Consider the following 22,980-nt stretch of genomic DNA (forward strand, 5'->3'; position numbering starts at 1 on the left):
TTGAGGAGGGAATCGAATGAACAACCTTTGTGTAGCGCACCGTGGATTTTCTTCTATTGCACCAGAGAATACGATGGCTGCGTTTCTAATGGCCATGGAACGGCCTGAAGTTCAGTGGATGGAGCTGGATGTGCAGTTGTCGCGTGATGGTGTGCCAGTAATCATTCATGATTTTACAGTGGATCGCACCACGAATGGAAAGGGTCTGGTTCGGGAAACCGATTGGGCAGATCTGCAACGTTTGGATGCCGGAGCATGGAAAAACAAGTCTTACAAAGGCGAACGCATTCCGGCGCTAAGTGAATTGTTAGATCGCTCGTGCGGCAGAGTACGTTTGAACATTGAACTGAAAACGCAGGGAGACATGTACCCGGGTCTGCCTGCGGCTGTTATACATGAAGTGAGAAAAAGACATATGCAAAATGATGTTGTAATCACCTCATTTGAACCAGCCGCTCTGATCGAAGTGAAGAAACTTGCACCGGAGATCCAGACGGGGCTGATTATCGATGCACGACCAGGTGATCTGTTAACTGCCCTGCAGCAGATGAATTGTACATTTCTCTCGATTGGATACACCAATGTAGACAAATCCTTAATGAACGATATGCGGAGTGCAGGCATTCGGGTGATGGCTTGGACAGTAGATGACAAGACCATTATGAAGAAACTGGCCGCAGTTGATCCAGAACTCATGTTATGTACGAACCGTCCTGACGTATGGGAGCTGGCATTTCAGGAGACGAGCAGCCGATTCTTCAGACCGTAATTACCCTAAATGCACTATTGAATCCAATAAAGGTGGTAATATACCCATGTTGACTAACATTCGCAACGTATACTGTGTAGGACGCAATTATAAACTTCATGCGGAAGAATTGGGCAACGCGGTTCCGGATGAACCAATGATCTTTATGAAACCTTCTCATGCAGTCGTGCCCCTGAATGGTGAAACGCTTGAATTGCCTGCTACCAAGGGTGAAGTTCACTATGAAGCCGAATTGGTCGTTCAGATCGGCCGGAGTTATGAGCCGGGTATGGCGGTAGATGAGCTGGTGGATGCGTATGCGTTTGGTATTGATTTTACGTTACGTGACGTACAGACTGTGATTAAGAAAAAGGGCCACCCGTGGACTGCGGCCAAAGGGTTCAGAAATTCCGCTCCGGTTACTGCATTTAAGGCGTTTCCGGGTGCGGTAGCATTACTGGAGAAAGACTTTACATTGACCAAAAATGGTGAGGAAGTCCAGCGTGGTAATATTCGTAACATGATCTTCAGTTTACAGGATATTGTGGATTATGTAGGTCATCATTACGGCCTGGGGCCGGGCGATGTCATTTTTACAGGAACACCGGAAGGTGTTGGACCAACACAAGCAGGAGATGTGCTCGAACTGGCATGGGACGGCGAATCCTTGGGTGCCTGCACGATTGGGGCAGCGCAATAAGGATTACACATCATACCTGCTTGAGATGAATAGGTTACAAGAAAGGGGCGTGAATACGCTCCTTTTTGCTGTGTTATCGTGGATATATGTTTATATCTTCATCGTACGGATACGCTACTAAGTTACGCCAAGCTGTATGTTGTATTTGCGCTCTGTGTGACCAACTCTTCCAGTTCGGCTTGTTGTGCAGCATGTTGCTCCGAGCTGATACTTCCATTTGCGAGCCTTTCATCCAACTGCTCCCTGAGCTGCCTTACTTGTATAGCAATGACCTCATCCAAATTCCCCTTGTTTTCCTCCGTAATTGTTCTCAGTGATTTGCCGTTGTACAGCTCCTGATACAGATGCTCTTCTGAAGACTGATTCAGAGCGCTGAGCAGCTCGTCACTGCTTCCCTCACGAGTATCCAGGTCAAGGATAGACCATTTAGCAGTAGGTATGGGGGAGATGGCGGATTGGCCCCATGCGGTTCCAGCGAAAGACATGGTGACAATCATGGTGCCTATAATAATGACTCTTTTCATGTTCATATGTATAATCCTCATTTCTGTAGTTGAGTACGAACTGAATCTTGTCGTAGATGTATTCGTTGATATATCGATCTGAGAATAGTGTAAACGGGAAACCTGAAGTGAAACTTAAAACAGGATAAGTAATTTAGCCCGACAGAGAACGACCGTAAAAGAAGATCACTAATGTAATTCGCACTTGACAGGTTGGGTTAGTTGGTTATATGATGATCTCAATTATTTTAATACTCATTAAATGAACAGTGAACTAATTTGAACTGAAAATATATCGAGCTGATTGGACCACCAAAGGCTCCCGGGACTACTCCTCTAAGGAATGTCCTCGGGGGCCTTTTTTTGTTCGCTGTTGAAGCTTCAAACGATCAAGGAGGTTATGAAATGAGTGATAGGGACTGGGAAGCGTTGGAGCGGACGGATTGGTTATTTCGCAAAATGGTCAGACGATTCGTCAAAGAGCGGGATCGTATCTCTGTAGAAGGTATCAGCCTGCCAGGCATGCTTATCCTGCACAAAATCATTCGTGAGGGAGAACAGCGGCTTGGAGATCTGGCAGAACAGTTGGACTTCACATCGGGTGCCATCACAGCTCTGACCGATAAGTTGGAGAAAAAGGGACTCACCATCCGCAGACGAAAGGAAGACGACCGCCGGACGGTTTTACTGGACATCACTTCCAGCGGACGGGAAATGTATGCGAGAAACAGCAACATCGGTGCCCGATGTATCACGCTTCTGTTTGAGGGTTTTACGAGTGAGGAACTGGAGCGGCAAAGTCGATTCTACGAGCGGGTAGTAGCGAATCTGGAGGGATTCTCAGACACGGTGCTGGAATTGGCGGAAAACAACGGAATACAAGAACAGGATCAGTCCTTCGCAAGTGACCTTGAGCAGAAGCAGCGGGATAATACCGGGAAGAGTAACTATCTCAGTTATTGAGATTGAGTCCAGGCAACGGCATTTGATATACCACTAACATTCTAGGGGAGAGATGATCAATGGGGCACTCAACAATATATCCAACTGGAGCGACATTATACAATCCGGACAAAGCTTGGGGCGGTTATACCGTTTATCAGGCAGGTGAGGAAGGCGTAGTATTGATCGATATGAATGGCAAGGAGGTTCACCTGTGGAAAGGATTATTAGGTTTTCCGGCCAAAATATTACCTGGTGGCTACGTGCTGGGCAGCACGGGTCGGAGAGATCCGAAGTTCGGTATTCAGGATAATGTCGATCTGGTTCAGGTGGATTGGGACGGCAACATAGTATGGAAATACAATAACTACGAACACATCGAAGATCCGGGGTATGAGCCACTATGGTATGCCCGCCAGCATCATGATTATCAGCGTGAGGGAAATCCGGTAGGTTATTATGCACCTGGCCTTGCGCCAAAGACGAAGAGTGGCAAAACCCTTATTCTGGCACACAAAAATGTGATTAACCCGCAAATTTCAGATAAGCCATTGCTTGATGATGTCATTATCGAAGTCGATTGGGAGGGGAAGGTACTTTGGGAGTGGCTACCTAACGAGCACTTTGAAGAATTAGGTTTTGATGAAGCGGCTCGAAATGTTCTGTTCCGTGATCCGAATACACGTTCTTTCGGTCATTTGGGTGGTGGTGTAGGAGACTGGTTACATATTAATTCTGCTTCTTATGTTGGACCCAACCGCTTCTATGAAGACGGAGACGAACGGTTCCACCCCGACAATATTATCTGGGATGCAAGAGAGGCCAATATAATCGCAATTACAGACAGGCAGAGCGGAAAAATCGTATGGAGACTGGGCCCCGACTATACTTCAACTGAAGCGAAGCACATTGGCACAATTATCGGGCAGCATCATGCACATATCATTCCTCAGGGCCTTCCTGGAGAAGGGAACTTGCTTGTATTCGACAATGGCGGCTGGGCAGGTTACGGCCTTCCGAATCCGGCTTCCCCATTTGGATTAAAACATGCGATTCGGGATCACTCTCGTGTGCTGGAGATTAACCCGGTCACTCTGGAGATTGTCTGGCAGTATACATCGGCAGAAGCAGGTTTCTCGGTTCCGACGGATTCTTATAAATTTTATAGCCCATACATCAGTTCCGCCCAGCGTTTACCTAACGGCAACACCTTGATAACCGAAGGTTCCAATGGCAGATTGTTCGAAGTGACAGCGGAGCATGAGCTGGTCTGGGAGTATGTCTCCCCGTACACGGATGGGCGGAATACCAATATGGTCTATCGCTCATATCGAGTCCCTTATCAGTGGGTTCCACAGTTGGAGAAGCCGCAGGAAGTTGCCATCGAAGCCATTGATGTCTCCACCTACAGGGTACCGGGAGCAGCACCCAAAGGTTCTGCATCCATCGTGAGCGTAGAGACAACTCTTCCATTTGTTGAGGGAGCAGCCTGTGTGGCAACGTCGGATGAAGGCAAGTCGGGCGGTTAAGCGTCAAGAATCATGACTAGATCGAATGGGGTGTATATTGTGAGAAAACCATCCATAATTACCGGCGTATTGATATTATTTCTGGTTACGGCACTCATATTATCCGGATGCAGTTCCAACGCAGCAGGATCTGGAGCAAAAGATGCTACCGGCAAGAATACCGATAATGTAAAAATTCGAATTGCAGATACAAGTATGAACCCAACGTTCAGGGTAGCCATTGCCAAAGGTTTTTTTGAAAACCGGGGCATAGATGCAGAGAGTATTACGTTTGGCTCACCGGCTGAAGGTGTAAATGCACTATTTATCAAACAGGTTGATATTGCGTACGGGGCGGACTTCCCTGTATTGAATGCTCTGGCTAAAGGGGAATATTCAGTCATCGCTTCTGCAGGCCAGACTACGGATGAAGCGGCAGCCGCCTGGAAGCTGTATGTAAGGGATGATATTCAGAGTGGAGCAGATTTGAAAGGCAAGAAAGTGAGTTTCATTCGAGGCACATTTATTCCATATCTATGGGATGAATATTTGAAAGATCAGGGGGTGGCGCTGAGTGATGTGACGCAAATTGGTCAGGGGGCTTTTGATGAAGCCTACATCGCACTGAAACAGGGAGACCTTGATGCCGCTTGGGTCATAGGTTCCGCGTTAACCGATAAATTCGATGCACTCGAAGGAGTACATCAGCTGACGGATATGTCTCAGACGCCTATACGCCTTGGTATGGGACTGGTATCAAGTAATGAATTCATCCAGGCAAACCCTGAAAAGATAAGTGACTTCCTTGCTGCGCTGGATGAAGCATCCACGTATGCCCAAGCGCATCCTGAAGAGGTTGCCGATCTGATGTATCAAGAGACCAAACAGCCTAAAGATGCCACGTTGAAAGATCTTCCGATCAATCCATGGGAAGTTGGATTTACGCAGGCTGCTTATGATAGTTTGGCGGGTCAGAAGCAATATATGGTGGACATTGGAATCATCGAACAGGATTTTGATCTCGACACCAAACTCAATCTGACTTCTCTCCAGCAGGCGTTGCCGAAAAAAGTGACATATAGTAAATAATTCTTATTGAAATGGGAGGTGTCCGTTATGTCCTTACCTGCAACTCAGCATACCATTCATATTGAACAGCTTCGGAAAACGTATCATGCCCCGACCAATGGGGATGTACATTATATCATTAAGGATGTCGATCTGGTTATCAAGGGAGGGGAGTTCTTTGTCCTGCTTGGTCCCAGTGGGTGCGGGAAGTCAACGCTGCTGAATATGATCGCGGGTTTCATCTCCAAGTCAGGTGGACAGCTCAAGGTGGACAACAAGGAGATCGACAGACCGGGCAGGGATCGGGCAATGGTATTCCAGCAGGCGGATTCTTCTCTCTTTCCATGGCTAACTGTGAGGGAAAATGTTGAATTCGGACTTCGAATGTCCAAGGTCCCTAAGACACAACGACGTGAGATCTCTGATCGATACATCCAGCTTGTGGGACTGAGTGCTCATGAGGGGAAATTTCCGAAAGAGCTCTCGGGTGGCATGAAGCAGCGGGTTCAATTGGCTCGGGTACTTGCGAATGACTCGGCGATCTTGCTGATGGATGAGCCATTCGGTGCGCTGGACGCGATGACACGGCGGACGATGCAGAAGGAACTGGTGAATATTTGGAAAGAAACTCATAAGACCGTTATCTTTGTCACCCACGATATTCAGGAGGCGTTATTGCTTGGTGAGCGCATAGGCATTATGTCCGTAGGTCCGTCTTCGAATATAACGGATATTTACCACAATACGTTACCTTACCCTAGGAACATCGCCTCGTCTGAGTTCAACACCCTGTATGACCGAATTCAAGGCCACTTTGAAGAATAACTGAGGTGATATGTAAGATGAAATGGTTGGAGAAAAAATGGGTGTCTATCCCGCTTCTATGGGTAACGGTCATCTTAATTTGGCAACTTGGCGCCCTAATCTATGGGCCTGACGTAATCCCTGGTCCGTGGCACACGATCCTGGGAGCACGAGAACTGATAGCTGACGGTACGCTGATGGAGTATATCGGAATCAGCTTCACTCGTGTACTGGCGGGCTGGGTACTCGGAAGCATCATTGCTATTCCGGTAGGGCTGATTATTGGCAAGGTGCATATCATCCGGCTGTTCGCCGAGCCATTCCTTAACTTTATACGTTTTATCCCGCCTATCGCCTTTATTACCTTATTCCTGGTGTGGTTTGGTATTGGAGAGCAATCCAAGATCGCACTCATTATGTACGCAACCTTCTTCATAGTTGTGTTGAATACACTGACAGGTGTGCTCTCCGTCGAAGAGGACAAAATCCGGTCGGCCCGCAGTATGGGAGCCAATGAACGGCAGATTCTGCTGCATGTGATTGTTCCGGCGACAACCCCGTATATCTTCACGGGTGTGCGACTGGCGATGGGAACCTCGTATATGGCCATCATCGGTGCTGAGATGATTGCCTCCAATGAGGGAGTGGGGTACTTGATCTGGAATTCCAGACTCTTTTTCCGGACGGATTGGATCTTTGTCGGGCTGATTTCCCTGGGTTTTATGGGATTCCTGACGGATCGATTGTTCAACTGGTTTGGTCGCAGAGTACTCTACCGATATGGGGTCATTGGCGGAGCGAAGAGGGTCTAAATTAGGTCATAGGAACATTGAATTCCAGACGTTACTTGAAGAGGGGAGTTATCCTGTTTTAACGTTTGATCAATAACCTGTTTTGGTACTTCTACACGAGGCCAAAACAGGTTTTTTGTGTGCTGTCGTAAGGAGTTTCGGCATTGGGATCAAACCGTGGTATAATTGAATTTCAAAAATACAATAAACGTCATGCGGGCTGTACATACGCTGCATGCAGGAGACATTATGGATTGGATTATTGGCGCCGTATGCGCTTCTATGGTGGCAGGTGCTGCCTATGCGAAAAAGTCGCTAACCTTGTCTGGCTGCCTGGCAGCCATCATGATGGGAACGATATATTACGGAGCGGGTAACCTGTTCTGGTTTGGCACGTTATTGTTGTTTTTCATTACTTCAACGTTGCTCTCCAGGTTTCGTAAAGATCGGAAGCAGGAGCTGGAGAGATCCTATGCCAAGTCAGGAAATCGGGATGCAGGACAAGTGATGGCTAATGGTGGAATGGGCATGTTCCTATGTCTGGGATACTGGATATTTCCACATCCGGCATGGGTGTATGCTTTCATTGGTGTAATGGCTACCGTTACATCGGATACATGGGCAACCGAAATTGGGAGTCTCAGTCGCAAGCCGCCGCGCTCTGTGCTCACGTGGAAGGTACTTACGCCAGGTGCTTCAGGAGGTGTTTCACTTCTTGGCACCGTGGCTGCAGCCGTAGGCGGGGCTTTGATTGGTGCGGGAGCATTCTTGTTTTCCTGGATCGCCGGGATCGAAGGGCTTGGTCTGTTTAGTTGGACTTTTGTCGGTCTTGCAGGCGGGTTGGCAGGGGCTTTTGCCGATTCCTATCTGGGCGCAACGTTGCAGATGATGTATCGTTGTACTGTGTGTGGCCGTGAAGTTGAGGTACATGAACATTGTGGGCATCCAACGGTTCGGGCTCGTGGCTGGGCATGGATGAGTAACGACCTGGTGAACGTGCTTAGCTCAGTGATCGGCGGATGTGTGGCGATTGGTTTAGGTAACATTTTGGCGTTGTAAGGGGGAGTACATTTGAGCACGGTACAGGGAGACAAATCGGAGGCTATTTTGGATGCGGCCTATGGTATTTTTGGCTCGAAAGGTTTTTATGAGACCAAAATGTCTGATATTGCAGACGAGGCTGGCATCGCAAAAGGCACCATTTATTTATATTTCAAAAGCAAGGAACAATTATTTATCGCAGTATCCAAGCGGGACTGTAACAGCTTTATTAGCCGCCTGGAATATGCTTTGAACTCACATGAGAACACAGGTGATAAACTTGGAGCAATAGCCAAGACTCACCTTACGTATTATTATGAGCGCCGCAATCATACCAAGCTCTTTTTTATGGCACCCAATAATGATCCGGACCTGATGAAATTCATGAAGGCATTCATGAATCAATACATGAGTATGGTGTGTGAGGTATTGGAAAGTGCAAGTGTACCTGAGCCTGTATTGCTCGCTGAAGCCTACATTGGAATTCTGGATCGGCTGAAGATGGATATCATGTTAAATCCGGAGTTTAATGAGGAACATCTGAACAAACGAATTGCTTTTGCAGCAGCATTGTTTCTGGACGGATGCCGTTCTTTTTTACAAGTTTAAAGTTAGTGCGCGGATGTACGTAATGTTGAATATTAATTTACAGAGAAGTGGGTACGAGCAATGAACATAATGACGGTAGAGCAAATTGCAAAAAGTTATGGCGAAAAAATATTGTTCAAGGACGCTTCATTTGGCATGGCTGATCAGGACAAGATTGGTGTCGTTGGGGTAAATGGAACCGGTAAATCCACGTTTTTGCGTGTGATATCTGGCATGGAACCTGCAGATGCGGGACAGATCTCGATCGGTAATGATGTACGAATTCAGTTCCTGGCGCAAAATCCAGACTTCAATCCGGATAATACAGTACTGCAACAAGTATTCGAAGGTGACAGCCTGGAAATGAAGACCGTGCGAGAATATACGGAAACGATGGAATTATTGGAACTGAATTCGTCCGATCCAGCGTTGCAAGAGCGGTTATTACGTTTGAATCAGCAAATGGAGCAGCTTCAGCTCTGGCAGATGGAGAGTGAAGCGAAGAGCATTTTGTCCAAGCTGGGTATTCGTCAATTCGATGCACTGATGGGCACATTGTCTGGCGGACAACGCAAAAGGGTAGCACTTGCTGCTGCACTAATTCATCCTTGTGAACTGCTCATTCTGGATGAGCCGACGAACCATATTGATAATGATTCGGTCGTTTGGTTGGAGCAGTACTTGCAGAAGCGCCGCGGTGCACTGCTTATGATTACGCATGATCGGTATTTCCTGGATCGTGTGGCGAATGTCATGCTGGAATTGGATCATGGACGTTTGTTCCGGTATGAAGCCAACTATACACGCTTTCTGGAACTGAAAGCGGAGCGTGAAGAACGGGAAGCTTCTTCCGAACAGAAGCGTAAGAACTTGCTTCGGACGGAGCTGGCATGGATTCGTCGTGGTGCCAAGGCACGGACGACCAAACAAAAAGCGAGAATTGATCGTTTCGAACAACTCAAAGACCAACAAGGAGTCCAGCGCTCCGGTTCATTGGAAGTATCGGTTGGCTCCACTCGTCTGGGTAAAAAGATTCTGGAGATCGAGCATCTTTCCAAATCCGTCGGTGGTCGCACACTGATTGAAGATCTAAGTTATATTGCCGTACCTGGAGATCGGGTAGGGATTGTCGGACCGAACGGTAGTGGTAAGTCCACGTTGCTTCAGATGATATCTGGCAAGCTGGAACCTGATGCAGGTGTGGTTGACGTTGGTCCTACGGTCAATCTGGGTTATTTCACACAGGAACATCAGGAGATGGACGAATCTCTTCGTGTCATAGAGTATATTAAAGAAGTGGCCGAGAATGTGAAAACGGCCGATGGCTCTCTGATTACAGCATCCCAGATGCTGGAGCGGTTCCTGTTTACCCCGGCATCCCAGTGGACGCCAATCTCGCGTCTTTCTGGTGGAGAGAAGCGTCGCCTGTATCTGCTGCGTGTGCTGATGGCTGCGCCGAATGTATTGCTGCTGGATGAGCCGACGAATGATCTGGACATCCAGACACTCGCTGTACTGGAAGACTACCTGGATGATTTCCCCGGTGTTGTCTTTGTCGTATCCCATGATCGCTATTTCCTTGATCGTACTGTGGATAAAGTGCTTTCTTTTGAGGGCAACGGTGCTGTACGTGTACACGTCGGCGACTACAGTGAATATGCGGAATGGATGCTGAAAAATGCGCCTGGAGTTACTCAAGAGAGTGACACTGGAGCGGCGAAGGTGAAGCAGTCATCGGAGAAAGCGACGCCTGCTGTGTCAGCGGCCAAACCGAAGTTGAAATTTAGCTTCAAGGAGCAACGTGAATACGACCAGATTGATGAAAATATTGAGAAGGCTGAAGCCAATCTTGTCCGGATTAACAAAGAGATGGAAGAGTCATTTAGTGATTCTGCCCGTCTGCAGGAGTTGATGGCGGAGCAGGTTGAGGCTGAACGTCATCTGGATGAATTGATGGAACGCTGGACCGTTCTGAATGAACTTGCAGAGCAGATTGAGCAGAGCAAGTCTTAATTTATAACTAAACATCGCCCTTTCTTCTAGAGTGACTTGATGTCGCTTTGGAGGAGAGGGCTATTTTTTGTTTGTGAATTTCGCATGAAAGTGAAACGTTCAGTATATTCATTACGTTGTATAAGTAAAGAATTCCATAGAAGGGAGAGAACACCATACTTATGTATAAAGAAATCAATGAACAGTTGGCGGTACTCAAGGAAAAGGGGAGAATTTACGAGAAATGGACCAAGCGTTTGGAGAAGCTTCAAACGGAAGAAACTGAATGGGAAGCAAAGGTAAAACGTCGTCAGGAGCACCTCCAGAAGGAGCAGAAAGATGTTGATCGACTGAACAGTATGACATTGGCAGCATTTTTCTATCAGCTGATTGGCAAGAAAACGGAGCGGCTGGAGAAGGAAGAACTCGAACTGATGGAAAGCAAGGCTGCATACGATACCGCTTGTCGCATGTTACAAGACGTACAGGAGCAACGAATTCATGTGGAGCAGGAGTTGGAGGGCGGGCGGCAGTATCAATACTGGCAAAGCGATTACAACGCGCTGTGGGGGAAGAAGGAAGGTCGACTGCTGGACCAGGATGCGGAATTGCAACAGATGGCTGAGAATCGGGAACATCTGGCAAGTGAGCTTCAGGAACTGGATGAAGCTTTCCGGGAGGGGGAATACCTGCTCTATGCCCTTGAACGTGCCGAGAAGGCTTTGTCTTCGGCAGGTAATTGGGGTGTATATGACATGATGGGTGGTGGAGTGATCTCCACACATATCAAGCGAGGACGAATGGATGACGCTCAGGTCGCCATCATGGATGCAGGTAAGCGTCTACGACGATTCCAGAAGGAGTTGGAGGATATAGAGATGGCTGTACACGCGGATCTGCATCTGGGAGGTCTGCTTTCATTCGCAGACTATTTCTTCGATAACCTCTTCGTGGACTGGATGGTTCAGGACAAAATTCGCAAAGCCGAACGTCAGGTGAAGGATGGACTGAGTGCCGTTCGGAAAACCATGCATGTGTTAAGAAATGAAATGCGTGACCATAAGGCAGAGTTAGAGATATTGGATCGTAAGTATCATGCATATGTCGAACAGGCAGATTAAAAGAAATGACAACAAAGGCCCCTTCCAAGCACACCGAATTGTGTGCTTGGAAGGGGCCTTCTGCTTAGACGAACATGCCATGATAATTTCGTCGATCAATGATTCTTTTTTATTTGGTTGTAATGTAGGCTGTGAGCAATCGTGCTGTATTCAGGACAGCATCCTTATGTGTACGCTCCATGGAATGAGATGCGTGAACTCCAGGACCGATCAGTGCTGCACGGATATTGTTTCCTCCGCGCAATGCTGCGCTGCCATCTGAGCCATAGTGGGGATAAATGTCCACGACGTAATCCATTCCATCTTGTTTGGCCAGTTCAATGAGACGACTGGTCATATCGTAGTCATAAGGGCCAGAAGAATCTTTGGCACATATGGAAACGTCAGTTTCTTTACAGCTCAGGTCATCACCCATAGCTCCCATGTCTACAGCGATTATTTCACTGATTTCCGCAGGGATATACGATGCGCCATGTCCAACTTCTTCATAGTTCGAGATAAGCAGAGAGACGTTATGTAATGGTTTCCAGCCTTCACGATGTGCAGACTCAAGGATGCCAAAGAGGGCAGCTACGCTGGCTTTGTCGTCCAGATGACGTGATTTGATATAACCACTCGGCGTGATGACTGCGCGAGCATCAAAGGAGATAAAGTCGCCGACAGAGATCCCGAGTTTCAACACATCTTCCTTGGAGGAGACGACCTCATCGATTCGAACTTCCATATGGCTCTCGGTCCGTTCAAAGGTGCGTGCATCCGGATAGACGTGTACAGACGGATGAAGGGAGAGAATGGTGCCTGTGTATGTCTTTCCATCCCGTGTATGGATGGTGCAATATTCGTTTTCGATACTTTGCATCGAAAACCCACCGACAGAGGTAAGCTTCAATGTGCCATAGGATGTAATCGAGCGTACCATGGCCCCTAGCGTATCCACGTGGGCGCTTAAAGCGATGGTCTTGGAAGAGTCCTGTCCGGGCAATGTAAGCACCGCACCGCCCTTGTTATTCAGCTCACAGGCGATGCCCACTGCTGCTGCTTCCTTCCGGATCATCTCGATAATATGATGTGTGTAACCACTTGGGCTTGGTGTGTCCAGTAATTTTTTCAGAAAAGACAGAACGTATGATTCATCAATTGTAAAACTCATTGTGTAATTTCCTCCTCGGATCATGGGTATGGTGTGAAACAAAATACAGCCTGTCTGGGGGAGAGAATGTGATACTACCATTCCTGACTCGCCAGCAGGCTGTCTCTGATTGGTTACAGTGTTCCCGTAGGGTTTCCTTTGCGCTGACTCTGGATCGAATCATTCTCCAGTAGGCTGTCGGGTTCATTTGAGTCAAGCGAATCCATCGATTTGAAAGAATCCAACGTAGATTTGCTTGTCGCGGAACTCTCCAATTCAGATACACGCAATTTCAATTGCTTGTTCTCGCGTTGCAGTCTGTATTGGCGATAGATGCCATATGACCCTACAATAATTCCACCGATCAGGGTACAACCGAGAATCAGCAAGATTAGCGGGATTTGTACCGTGTTAAATAACAGGTTGACTTGTACGGAATCCACATTAATGACCGCAAAGATTCCCGTGAGCAATGCAAAAACAAGACCTGCTATGAGTGCCCATTGCATTTTCATGGTGTTGCCTCCTTGTTGAACAATTGAGAACTAGATATGCATTACCCGTATTCGGGTATGTTGCATCTTGCAATGATGATAAAATCCCCTGCCCAAACGGGCAAGGGATGCAGGTCACATGGAAAGACAACCTTATTTGGTTAGCTGCTCCATCTGTTCAATCAATTCCTTGAACACACTCATGGCTTCACGAATTGGCTGTGGTGTAGACATATCCACACCTGCTTTTTTCAGAATGTTGATGGAGTAATCACTGCCACCGCTCTTCAGGAAGCCAAGATATCGGTCAACAGCCGGTTGGCCTTCTTCCAGGATTTGCTTGGAAAAGCTTGTCGCTGCGGAGAAGCCTGTAGCATATTTGTAAACGTAGAAGCTGTTATAGAAGTGGGGAATACGAGCCCATTCCATTTCAATTTCTTTGTCAACAGCCATGCCTTCTCCGTGATATTTAACGTTCAGATCATAATAGATCTCGGATAACAATTGTGGTGTTAATGCGTCACCTTGTTCCGCACGTTCATGAATGATTTTCTCGAATTCAGCAAACATGGTCTGACGGAATACCGTTGTACGGAATTGGTCGGCATAATAGGTTAACAGATACAATTTTTCCTTTGGATCTGTTGATTTGTTAAGCAGGTAATCCATGAGCAACGCTTCGTTGGTCGTGGATGCAACCTCTGCCAGGAAGATGGTGTACTGGGCATCACGATACGGAAGTGTTGTATCCGAGTAATGTGAATGCAAAGCGTGACCCATTTCATGTGCGAGTGTGAACATGCTGTTCAGGTTATCTTTGTGATTCAACAAGACATACGGGTGAGTGCCATAAGCGCCCCAGGCATATGCGCCAGAACGTTTATTTTCATTCTCATATATATCGATCCAGCGGTTATCATATCCAGTCTGCAATGCGTCAGCATAGTCCTTGCCGAGTGGTTTCAGACCATCTTTGACCGTTTGTTTCGCTTCCTCATAGGTAATATCCATTTTGTATTCGTCTACGAGTGGAGCGAACAGATCGTACATGTGCAATTGATCCACACCCAGCAACTTTTTGCGCAGGTCCATATAACGATGCAATAACGGAAGGCTCTCGTGAATGGTGTCTACCAGATTGGTATACACATCCGTTGGGATGTTATCTCCATATAGGGACATTTCCATCACGGAAGGGTACTTCCGAACATTAGCATAGAACATATTTTTGGTTACATTTGCGTTCAAGGCAGCGGCAATTGTGTTCTTCTGTTTAGCATAGGTTTCGTATACCGCTTTGAAGGCACGTTCGCGAACTTCACGGTTAGGGTTCTCCAGGAACTGAATGTAGCTGCCGTGTGTCAGCTCGACTTCCTTACCATGTTCATCCTTGATTCTTGGAAACTTGAGATCGGCGTTATTCAGCATGCTGAAGATGGTCTGTGGTGCTTGTGAAAGGTTGCCTACCTGTGCAAGCAAAGCCTCTTCAGCTTGGCTAAGAACATGGGCTTTTTCGCGTTTCATCTCTTCCAGCGTAAATGTATAAGCAGAGAGTTTTTCGTTCGCAATAAATGCGTCCAACTGATCATCAGGCAGGGAAAGAATCTCCGGTGTGACAAAAGAAAGTGCTTCACCAACCCGTACGCCTAATTTCTGGGCTTTTTGGGACAGGTTTTGATATGTAGGATTAGCTGTGTCTTCATCTTGATGCATGCGTGCGTACACAAAGAGGCGTTCTATTTTGAGGCTGATCTCATCTTCGAATTCGAAGCAAGATTTGAGTACATCAGGTTGATTCAGTTTGCCTTGGAATTCGGAGGCCTTCTTGGTCAAAGACGATACTTCTTCATATTCTTGATCCCAGGCTTTCTGATCGGCAAATAAATCTTCCAGTTTCCAGCTATGTTCAGCTGGCACCTCGGAACGTTTCAATAATTGACTCATGGAAATCCTCCTTTGATGATCTGATGAATGGTTGGACGAAGCTGCCTTCGTCTCGCTTGCCTGTGCGGAGAGAGACGAAGGAATCAGACTAAGTACCAGGATAACAGATAGCGATTTCTGGTATTTCAACGGCCTTCCTCCTTACGATACGAATAATCTCGTATAGTATGACCTTAGGCACGTTGAAATATTTGAATATCTGGGTCCCCTTGATTAGGCTCCCATGTTATACAGAAAATAAACGATCAGGAAAAAGGCGAAACAAATGAGCAGGGTAGCAATAAGCGCCATTCCGCGTCTCAGTCGATCCGGGATGGAATTGCGTCCCAGAATAAGCACAATACCAAGGGAGAAGGCAAGGATAATAAAGATGACGACATTGCTAGAGTCAAGCTGCATGGGTTAGACCCCTTTGAAGGCAGCCATCAATTGACGCCATTCATCCTCACGGTTCTCAAAGTCTGCTTTTGGGAAACGGCGTTCAGCCCAGTGCATTAATGCAGGACGGCTTAGGAAAGTATGGCATTCTTCGCCCCACTCTTCCGAAATTTCTCGCAGTACGAGATATTTGCCTTGAACTTCTACGGTCATCATATTCCACTTGTCTGTTTTGTATATTTCATGTTTTTTTATCATAGGTAGTCTCCAAACTAACGGTTTTGGTAAAATGATACCGTACCCTACGATTCAAAGCAAATTTTTTCGACATTTATGGAAAGATAAATTGCAAAATGGAAGCCCATACAGTATAATAAAGGTATTCGCCATAGATGGCGATATTTTTAGGAGGTTTTTCATTTGAAAGGTACAGTTAAATGGTTTAACGCAGAAAAAGGCTATGGCTTTATTTCAGTTGAAGGCGGCGAGGACGTATTCGTACATTTCTCCGCAATCCAAGGAGATGGCTTCAAAACATTGGAAGAAGGTCAAGCGGTAGAATTCGAAATCACTGATGGAAACCGTGGTCCTCAAGCAGCTAACGTAAACAAACTGTAAGAATTTTTCCGGTCAACGGACTTCTTATATATGATAAATTTATAGCTGAATATTAAGAACCTAAGCACAGTCCCCCAAGGGAGGCTGTGCTTTTTTTGATTCTAAAATTTTCAGTGTAAATAACGGTTGAATACGGTGTATGTTCCCTGTGTGTTCAGGGGACGCGATTGGTCATGCTGGACCATAACTTCAATCCGAAACCGATCAGTGCAGCCAGGGAGAAAACCATAGCGGTGAGATAGAAGGTTTGTCTGCCTGCATGTTCCAGCAGCAGTCCGCCTAACGTTCCGCTAAGAAGTCCCGAAGCACTGGACCAGACAATGGTGAACAAAGCCATACCCGTAGCTCTGTAGCCGTCCGGAACTAGGCGAATGATATAACGGACCGCCGTAACGTAGAAAATACCAAAGGTCACACTGTGCATCGTCTGAATTGCAACGACAGCTGCTGGTGTATCGGATATGGACATGAGAAGCAAACGAACCGTATACATCAGTGCAGCAAAAGCGATTAGCGGCAGTTCTTTATAACGGTTTCCATACTTGCTGAGAAGTAGAAATATGGGGATTTCACTTACGGAAGAGATCAGCAAAGACCAGCCGATCAGCCCCTCGCTGGCACCCAGATCTTTTAGCGTGATGGTAAGAAATGCTTCGTTCATGCGATGTCCCATGGCAAGCAAAAATACACAGCCAAAAAAAGTGAGCACATCTCTGCGTTTCAGAATAGCCCATAACCCCGATAGATCCATTTTGCTACTGCTCCCCGAAGGTTGATCCTTCAATTGAAAACTGATCAATAGTGTAGTTGCAGCAAGACCAACGCAGACCCAAATTGTCCATGCTGGACCAAAAGATCCAAGGAAATACCCGATACTTAATGCAAAGAAGGCATAACCGATCGATCCGAAGACTCGAATGGAAGTGAAATTTCGGCCGTACTTGCTGGCCGTTGTAATGGCCATCGTATCGGAGAGAGGATAGACCGGATAATAGAAAAAGTAAAACAGGGTCACGAGTACAAATACCTGACCGAAAGTTGTTGCATTGGCGAGCATGATCCCTGTGATCAATTGACCACCAAGCAGAATGATCATCACTTTGCGTACCGTTTGGTATCTGTCGCTGGCCATGCTCCAGAACATATTGGAGAACACAGAGATGAGGGGGCCAATTCCGTAGAGATATCCAATCTCAGCCCGACTGAAGCCCAGATGACTGAAGTAAAGCTGGAAGTATGATACCACCAGAACGGTGGAACCAAAGATGGTGAACATGAGAGCCCGGAGCCAGTTCTGATCCGGGCGGGCGTTGTGACTTAATTTCATGATGAGAGACTCCAATCCTGATAACAATTCAATGATTTTATTACCCTTTCAGGGATGTTGATTTACGGGCTTTCGGCACGGACATCGTAGGTTCTTGCTTCGTGCGCCGGATGACAAGCCAGACAATGATGAGTTCGGCGAGCAGGCCAAGGGATTGGGCAACAGCGCCAATCATGCCGTTCCACGCAGGAAAGATACTAACCAGTATAAGAAGCACAATTACTGTGCAGATTGCATTCGCAGTTTGCGAACGAAACATCGTTTTTGTCTGACCGCGAAGCAGAATGAGGCCATTGCTGAAATCCAGAAAAGGGAAGATCAGCGGAAATAAGACGAACGCACGCAATGTCCACAGACTTTGTTGCAAAAGTTCGCCCTGAACGCTCATGACATTTTCGAGTACCCATGGTCCCAAGGGGGTATAGGCAATCGACACCATCATCGCAAACGGAATAAATCCGGTGACAAGTGCGAATTTTCGTACCAGTTTGGCGTCCACAAGGTAGAAATTCAGCACGATCTGATGGATGTATGTAAAGAAGCTTAGCATCAACTGCATCAGACTGCTTGCTATGGCAAAGGACGAAATGGCTAGTGCAATCCCGGTCGTTTTGCCCAGTACAATGTTAATAACCGGTCCTATGAACAGCGCTACAAAGCTGGATAACAGCAGTGGCTTATAAAAGCGAAATACGTCTCCCTTGCTCTCGACGGGATGATCCTTAAGCTTGGCTGGCATCTTGCGTTTGATGCTGTTTCCCTCCAGAAAGCTGACGAGCGCTTCAATCATCATGCCCGCAGCAAAAATGATAGCGCCTACACGTCCACTGTCAATGCTGTCTGTGTATATGAAATAGAGGGATAGGCCGTACATGCCGGCTAAACGGAATACCATCCCAATGGTTAACCACTTGGTGCGGTTATTCGTAATGATGATCCCCTGATAGATGTTGCGGATCACTGAAAAGATACTCACATACATGAGAATTTCATATACGTCGATGACTTTGTTCAGCAGATCCGGACTTACACCAAACAAGTATTTGAACACCCCGGTACCAACGGGAGAGTATACGATGAGAAATCCAATGAGAAGCACACAGGCAAGAAATATTTTGGTCACAAACGTGAGGGCCTGAAAGGAAAGGCGATCGCGAACCAGTGCGGAACAGGTTTGCCGCAGCAGGGTGGAGGGGCGTTCCGTGAGGGTTAACAAGCTACCAGCGATGGCATAGCTGGCAATAACCGTCTCGGGATGAGCGGAACGTGCTAATGTGCTGTTTATGATGACGTGAGAAATGGTGACGAGAGAGGCGGAAATGCCAAGTGGCACAAAAAAAGAAAATAACCGTCTCCACGAAAGTGATTCACTTGACGACATGTCAACGACTCCTTTGATGGATGAAATATGCCTAGTATATCACAAAGTTTTGGACGCGGATGCGATTTTTTATGCGGAATATGCGGCAGATCATTTGTACAATTAAGGGGATCATATTATAATAGGAATGGTTAAAAATCGCTCTAATACGTATTCAACCAAGTGGAGGCACATTTATTTTGAGCCAATCAAATCGAAAACGTCATCAATATCCGCGTGGACCGCTGGCATTGATGAGAGGGGTGTACAAATACACCATTCCGGAAACACGGAAGGCATTGAATGGATGGCGTGCTCAAGCTGAGGCGATTCCGAATGAGGAGTTGCGTACACAGGCACTTGCCAGTCTGAAGGATAAACAGTTTCACTGTGAAGGCGGAACCGTCTACGCATTAGCTGATTTGCCCAACAGGCACATTCTGATTCCGCTGATCGTTTCATATCAAACTATTAGTGATTATTTGGACAATCTGTGCGACCGCAGCACGTCGATGGACCCGGATGACTTTCGTCTTCTCCATCAATCCATGCTTGATGCGGTAGATCCCGAAGCAATTCCCGTCAATTATTATGCCCTCCGTGAGGAGCAGGATGACGGCGGATATCTGCGGAATCTGGTGACCACATGTCAGGAACTGACCCGTCAGTTACCAGGCTATACGTCCGCCAAGCCCCAAATTCAGGATCTGGCAGGCCTATACACGGACCTGCAGGTATATAAGCATATCAAGCCGGAACTGAGAGAAACGGCACTGCTCGAATGGTGGTCGGAGCATCGTCATCGCACACCTCAGTTTCGTTGGAACGAATTTGCTGCTGCAACTGGCTCTACACTGGGCGTTTTCATGCTGTTTCTGGCTGCGAGTGACGATCAGTTGACTGAAGAGCAAGCGGCTTCGATCCACACGGCCTATTTCCCACATGTATGCGCATTGCACATTATGCTCGATTATTTAATTGATCAGGATGAGGACCGCATCGGGGGAGATCTCAACTTCTGCAATTATTATGAGAATGTGGAGACCATGCTGGACCGAATTGCTTTTATTGTGGAGATGGCACGCAGCGATGTACAGAAGATTCCGGGAAGCTCCTTTCACCGGATGATCATCGAAGGACTGATTGCCATTTACCTGTCTGATCCCAAAGTCAGCGAACAACAGGAAGTTCGCGTCGTATCCAAACGTCTGCTGAAAAATAGTCCGATCACAAGAATATTTTTCTTCATTTTCAGTCGCTGGATACGGAAAAATATGTAAGTCAGGTGTGATATTGCGGAGCCTGAAGTGAAACTAGAGGAGGAAGAAACATCATGACAGCAGTAAAGAAAATCGCAGTATTAACGAGCGGTGGTGATTCACAGGGGATGAACGCGGCTGTTCGTGCGGTTGTTCGCAGCGGACTGTTTCACGGTCTCGAAGTATTTGGAGTTCAACGTGGATACCAGGGTCTTTTGAATAATGACATTTTCCCAATGGATTTGCGGAGTGTAGGGGATATCATCCAACGTGGGGGAACGGTTCTTCAATCGGCACGTTGCAAGGAGTTCTATACCGCTGAAGGTCAGCAAAAAGGTGCGGACATTTTGCGTGCGCGTGGCATTGACGGTCTGGTTGTTATCGGTGGGGATGGTTCCTACAACGGAGCGAATAAACTGAGCAAACTGGGCATTAATACCATGGGTCTGCCAGGAACGATTGATAACGATGTTTCATTCACCGACTATACCATCGGATTTGATACAGCTGTAAGCATAGTAGTTGATGCAGTGAACAAATTACGTGATACGATGTCTTCACACGAACGTTCTTCCATCGTTGAAGTTATGGGTCGTCACTGTGGAGATATCGCGCTGCATGCCGGACTTGCTTCGGGTGCTGAAACGATTCTTGTCCCAGAAGTTCCATTTGATATGGACGAAGTAGCAGATCGGATGAAAGCTAACTTTGCACATGGCAAACGTCACAGTATTATCATCGTTGCAGAAGGCGTAGGCAAAGGTGAGGATGTAGCAAAAGAACTGATGGAACGTTGCCCAACGTATGAGCCGCGTGTAACCGTTCTGGGTCACATTCAGCGTGGGGGGACGCCAACTCCATTCGACCGTAACCTGGCAAGCCGTTTAGGTGACTTCGCTGTTCGTAGTCTGATCGCAGGCGAGACAGACAAAGGTTGTGGCATTATCAAGGGTGAGCTTACCCTGACGGATATTGATAAAGTGGTTAACACAAAAAAAGATTTCGATATGGTGACTTACGAGCTTGCACAACGTTTGTCCCAATAACTCGATTCATAAGCAAAAAGAGCACAGTCCCGTGGATTGTGCTCTTTTTGTTGTTTCACGGAGTGAGTATATCGATGTTACGCCTTACGGAGTGCCGCTTGTTTTTGTATCAGGAAGAGTCTCCAGAGAAGCGCTGTTGCTCCTACAGCAAGGCCGGCAATGAGGCCAATCCAGTATCCGAAGGCGCCGAGTGAAGTATACGTAGCAGTTAGATAACCTACAGGCAACCCAATAATCCAATACGCTATGAACGTAATGATCAGTGCCGGATTCACATCTTTGTAGCCACGCAATGCTCCTTGGGTCGGTGTGGCAATCGCATCCGAGATCTGAAAGAAAATGGCGTAAATGAGGAAATGCTGCGTAAGTGCAATGACCTCTCGATCGTTTGAATACACGCCTGCAATCTGTTCGCCGAACACAATCAACACGATCGCTGTCAGCAGTGAGAGCCCGATGGCTCCACCAATTCCAAGCAGACTGTATTGTCTGGCATCTCTCAGACGCCCCGCACCTGCCTCATAACCCACAAGGATCGTAAGAGCCATACATATACTCACAGGCAACATGTAGAGCGTAGAAGCAAAGTTCAGCGCCGCCTGATGGGCAGCAATTGTTGTGGTATCGAAACGGCTCATCATTAAAGTCACAGCAGCGAAGATGGACGTTTCGAAAAAAGTCGCGAATCCGATGGGCACTCCAATCTGGAGTAACTCTTTCCATTTGGACAATGATACACGGGTCCATCGACGGAAAATGCCATATTGGGCGAAAGGTTCGACCCGATGGACAAAAAAGAGACTAATAAGAAAGATCAGCCAGTATGTACATGCTGTAGCAACTCCAGCGCCAACACCGCCCAATTGTGGAAAGCCCCAGCGGCCGAATATCAGCAGATAATTTAGAATGATGTTAACGGGCAGGGAAACCAGCGTAATGAACATCGTAGTCCGTGTCTGGCCAAGTGCATCCATGAAGCTGCGCAGCACCGTATATCCGAAGAGCGGGATAATGCCAAAAGCGAGTGCACACAAAAAATAAAAGGCAACTTGGGCAACCCGGGGCTCTAGAGGCATTCCGTTCAGTATAGGGCCAAGTAACAACGCCCCGGCTCCGATAACGACTAGACTGACTGCAATCCCTAGATACAACGCCTGGATGACGTTATACCCGATCTGATCATTACGTTTGGAACCTAACAGATGGGAAACGACAGGTGTAATACCGATCAGAATCCCGCTTAGTCCAGTTTGAACTGGCATCCACAGACTTGTGCCGATTGCGACGCCTGCAAGGTCGGCCGGAGAAAACTTGCCTGACATATTGGTGTCGAAGAACGACATGGCAGAGAGGGCGATTTGAGTGGTAAAGATGGGCAAAAATATAATCAGGAATTGCTTCACTTTTTGGGAAAAACTTGTTGTGTTCATGTTCACTGGCAGTGCCTCGCTATTCTAAAGAGATGTCATCCAAGTGTCATATCTGGACAGCTATTTATTGTAGTGGATTTTGTTCAATTTGAATAGGGACAGAAGCAGAGTGGGGCAGTCAGAGAAAAATGAACACCAAAAAACCTCGCTCCGCTTCAAGCAGAACGAGGTTGGATGAAATGAGAAGTA

At 47.0% G+C, this 22,980-nt stretch carries 23 protein-coding genes; 14 read left to right on the forward strand and 9 right to left on the reverse strand.

The window, feature by feature from the left end; all coding sequences use genetic code 11:
* The first annotated feature begins 16 nt into the window (after positions 1-16).
* Both ACETMN_RS10625 and ACETMN_RS10630 read left to right on the forward strand, forming a co-directional pair.
* The gene (locus tag ACETMN_RS10625) at positions 17-769 is read left to right on the forward strand and encodes a glycerophosphodiester phosphodiesterase (protein ID WP_091017547.1); all 753 of its coding nucleotides are present in this window, start codon (positions 17-19) and stop codon (positions 767-769) included.
* A gap of 46 nt (positions 770-815) precedes the next feature.
* On the forward strand, positions 816-1,448 hold the full coding sequence (locus ACETMN_RS10630; RefSeq protein WP_091017546.1) for a fumarylacetoacetate hydrolase family protein: 633 nt from the start codon (positions 816-818) through the stop codon (positions 1,446-1,448).
* 122 nt (positions 1,449-1,570) lie between these two features.
* On the opposite strand, the gene ACETMN_RS10635 is transcribed toward ACETMN_RS10630, so the two are convergent.
* Positions 1,571-1,978 carry a hypothetical protein gene (locus ACETMN_RS10635; protein ID WP_091017544.1) on the reverse strand — a complete coding sequence of 136 codons (408 nt, stop codon included), beginning with the start codon at positions 1,976-1,978 and terminating at the stop codon, positions 1,571-1,573.
* Between the two features lie 378 nt (positions 1,979-2,356).
* Here ACETMN_RS10635 and ACETMN_RS10640 point away from each other — a divergent pair, with 378 nt between their 5' ends.
* From ACETMN_RS10640 to ACETMN_RS10680, 9 genes are all read left to right on the forward strand, one after another.
* Positions 2,357-2,914, forward strand: coding sequence for a MarR family winged helix-turn-helix transcriptional regulator (locus ACETMN_RS10640; protein WP_091017542.1), 558 nt, complete (start codon positions 2,357-2,359; stop codon positions 2,912-2,914).
* A 59-nt stretch (positions 2,915-2,973) separates the two neighbouring features.
* Entirely contained in the window at positions 2,974-4,422 is a 1,449-nt protein-coding gene (locus ACETMN_RS10645) for an aryl-sulfate sulfotransferase (RefSeq protein WP_091017540.1), read from the forward strand.
* Between the two features lie 12 nt (positions 4,423-4,434).
* On the forward strand, positions 4,435-5,490 hold the full coding sequence (locus ACETMN_RS10650; RefSeq protein ID WP_091017538.1) for an ABC transporter substrate-binding protein: 1,056 nt from the start codon (positions 4,435-4,437) through the stop codon (positions 5,488-5,490).
* Between the two features lie 27 nt (positions 5,491-5,517).
* On the forward strand, positions 5,518-6,294 hold the full coding sequence (locus ACETMN_RS10655; RefSeq protein WP_074094443.1) for an ABC transporter ATP-binding protein: 777 nt from the start codon (positions 5,518-5,520) through the stop codon (positions 6,292-6,294).
* Positions 6,295-6,311: 17 nt separating this feature from the next.
* On the forward strand, positions 6,312-7,085 hold the full coding sequence (locus tag ACETMN_RS10660) for an ABC transporter permease (RefSeq protein ID WP_091017536.1): 774 nt from the start codon (positions 6,312-6,314) through the stop codon (positions 7,083-7,085).
* Positions 7,086-7,313: 228 nt separating this feature from the next.
* On the forward strand, positions 7,314-8,123 hold the full coding sequence (locus tag ACETMN_RS10665; RefSeq protein ID WP_091017534.1) for a DUF92 domain-containing protein: 810 nt from the start codon (positions 7,314-7,316) through the stop codon (positions 8,121-8,123).
* Between the two features lie 12 nt (positions 8,124-8,135).
* Entirely contained in the window at positions 8,136-8,714 is a 579-nt protein-coding gene (locus ACETMN_RS10670; protein ID WP_017689402.1) for a TetR/AcrR family transcriptional regulator, read from the forward strand.
* 60 nt (positions 8,715-8,774) lie between these two features.
* A complete protein-coding gene (locus ACETMN_RS10675; protein WP_091017532.1) occupies positions 8,775-10,706 on the forward strand; it encodes an ABC-F family ATP-binding cassette domain-containing protein in 1,932 nt (643 codons plus the stop codon).
* Between the two features lie 161 nt (positions 10,707-10,867).
* The gene (locus ACETMN_RS10680; RefSeq protein ID WP_091017531.1) at positions 10,868-11,806 is read left to right on the forward strand and encodes a hypothetical protein; all 939 of its coding nucleotides are present in this window, start codon (positions 10,868-10,870) and stop codon (positions 11,804-11,806) included.
* A 109-nt stretch (positions 11,807-11,915) separates the two neighbouring features.
* Here the strand turns inward: ACETMN_RS10680 and ACETMN_RS10685 are convergent, their stop codons facing one another.
* The 5 genes from ACETMN_RS10685 to ACETMN_RS10705 all read right to left on the reverse strand — a co-directional run bounded on the left by ACETMN_RS10685 (position 11,916) and on the right by ACETMN_RS10705 (position 16,009).
* Complete coding sequence (locus ACETMN_RS10685; RefSeq protein WP_091017529.1) at positions 11,916-12,956, reverse strand: M42 family metallopeptidase; 1,041 nt, start codon at positions 12,954-12,956, stop codon at positions 11,916-11,918.
* Positions 12,957-13,069: 113 nt separating this feature from the next.
* A complete protein-coding gene (locus tag ACETMN_RS10690) occupies positions 13,070-13,450 on the reverse strand; it encodes a lipopolysaccharide assembly LapA domain-containing protein (protein WP_091017527.1) in 381 nt (126 codons plus the stop codon).
* A 132-nt stretch (positions 13,451-13,582) separates the two neighbouring features.
* A complete protein-coding gene (gene pepF / locus ACETMN_RS10695; RefSeq protein ID WP_091017526.1) occupies positions 13,583-15,373 on the reverse strand; it encodes an oligoendopeptidase F in 1,791 nt (596 codons plus the stop codon).
* Between the two features lie 213 nt (positions 15,374-15,586).
* Positions 15,587-15,772: a hypothetical protein gene (locus ACETMN_RS10700; RefSeq protein ID WP_036609669.1), complete on the reverse strand. Its 186-nt coding sequence runs from the start codon at positions 15,770-15,772 to the stop codon at positions 15,587-15,589.
* Between the two features lie 3 nt (positions 15,773-15,775).
* Complete coding sequence (locus ACETMN_RS10705; RefSeq protein WP_017689395.1) at positions 15,776-16,009, reverse strand: hypothetical protein; 234 nt, start codon at positions 16,007-16,009, stop codon at positions 15,776-15,778.
* Between the two features lie 162 nt (positions 16,010-16,171).
* Between ACETMN_RS10705 and ACETMN_RS10710 the strand changes: the two genes are divergently transcribed.
* Positions 16,172-16,369 carry a cold shock domain-containing protein gene (locus tag ACETMN_RS10710; protein WP_017689394.1) on the forward strand — a complete coding sequence of 66 codons (198 nt, stop codon included), beginning with the start codon at positions 16,172-16,174 and terminating at the stop codon, positions 16,367-16,369.
* Between the two features lie 154 nt (positions 16,370-16,523).
* On the opposite strand, the gene ACETMN_RS10715 is transcribed toward ACETMN_RS10710, so the two are convergent.
* Both ACETMN_RS10715 and ACETMN_RS10720 read right to left on the reverse strand, forming a co-directional pair.
* Positions 16,524-17,696 carry an MFS transporter gene (locus ACETMN_RS10715; protein WP_091017524.1) on the reverse strand — a complete coding sequence of 391 codons (1,173 nt, stop codon included), beginning with the start codon at positions 17,694-17,696 and terminating at the stop codon, positions 16,524-16,526.
* Between the two features lie 40 nt (positions 17,697-17,736).
* The gene (locus ACETMN_RS10720; protein ID WP_091017523.1) at positions 17,737-19,077 is read right to left on the reverse strand and encodes a multi antimicrobial extrusion protein MatE; all 1,341 of its coding nucleotides are present in this window, start codon (positions 19,075-19,077) and stop codon (positions 17,737-17,739) included.
* Positions 19,078-19,256: 179 nt separating this feature from the next.
* On the opposite strand from ACETMN_RS10720, the gene ACETMN_RS10725 reads away from it, so the two are divergent.
* Positions 19,257-20,336, forward strand: a complete 1,080-nt coding sequence (locus ACETMN_RS10725; protein ID WP_017689390.1) for a tetraprenyl-beta-curcumene synthase family protein — start codon at positions 19,257-19,259, stop codon at positions 20,334-20,336.
* Positions 20,337-20,389: 53 nt separating this feature from the next.
* Positions 20,390-21,361, forward strand: a complete 972-nt coding sequence (gene pfkA / locus ACETMN_RS10730; protein ID WP_036609663.1) for a 6-phosphofructokinase — start codon at positions 20,390-20,392, stop codon at positions 21,359-21,361.
* A 77-nt stretch (positions 21,362-21,438) separates the two neighbouring features.
* Here the strand turns inward: pfkA and ACETMN_RS10735 are convergent, their stop codons facing one another.
* A complete protein-coding gene (locus ACETMN_RS10735) occupies positions 21,439-22,791 on the reverse strand; it encodes an MATE family efflux transporter (RefSeq protein WP_091017775.1) in 1,353 nt (450 codons plus the stop codon).
* Between the last annotated feature and the right edge of the window lie 189 nt (positions 22,792-22,980).

The sequence above is a fragment of the Paenibacillus sp. M2 genome (genome assembly GCF_046713495.1).
Classification (GTDB): Bacteria; Bacillota; Bacilli; order Paenibacillales; family Paenibacillaceae; genus Paenibacillus; species Paenibacillus amylolyticus_B.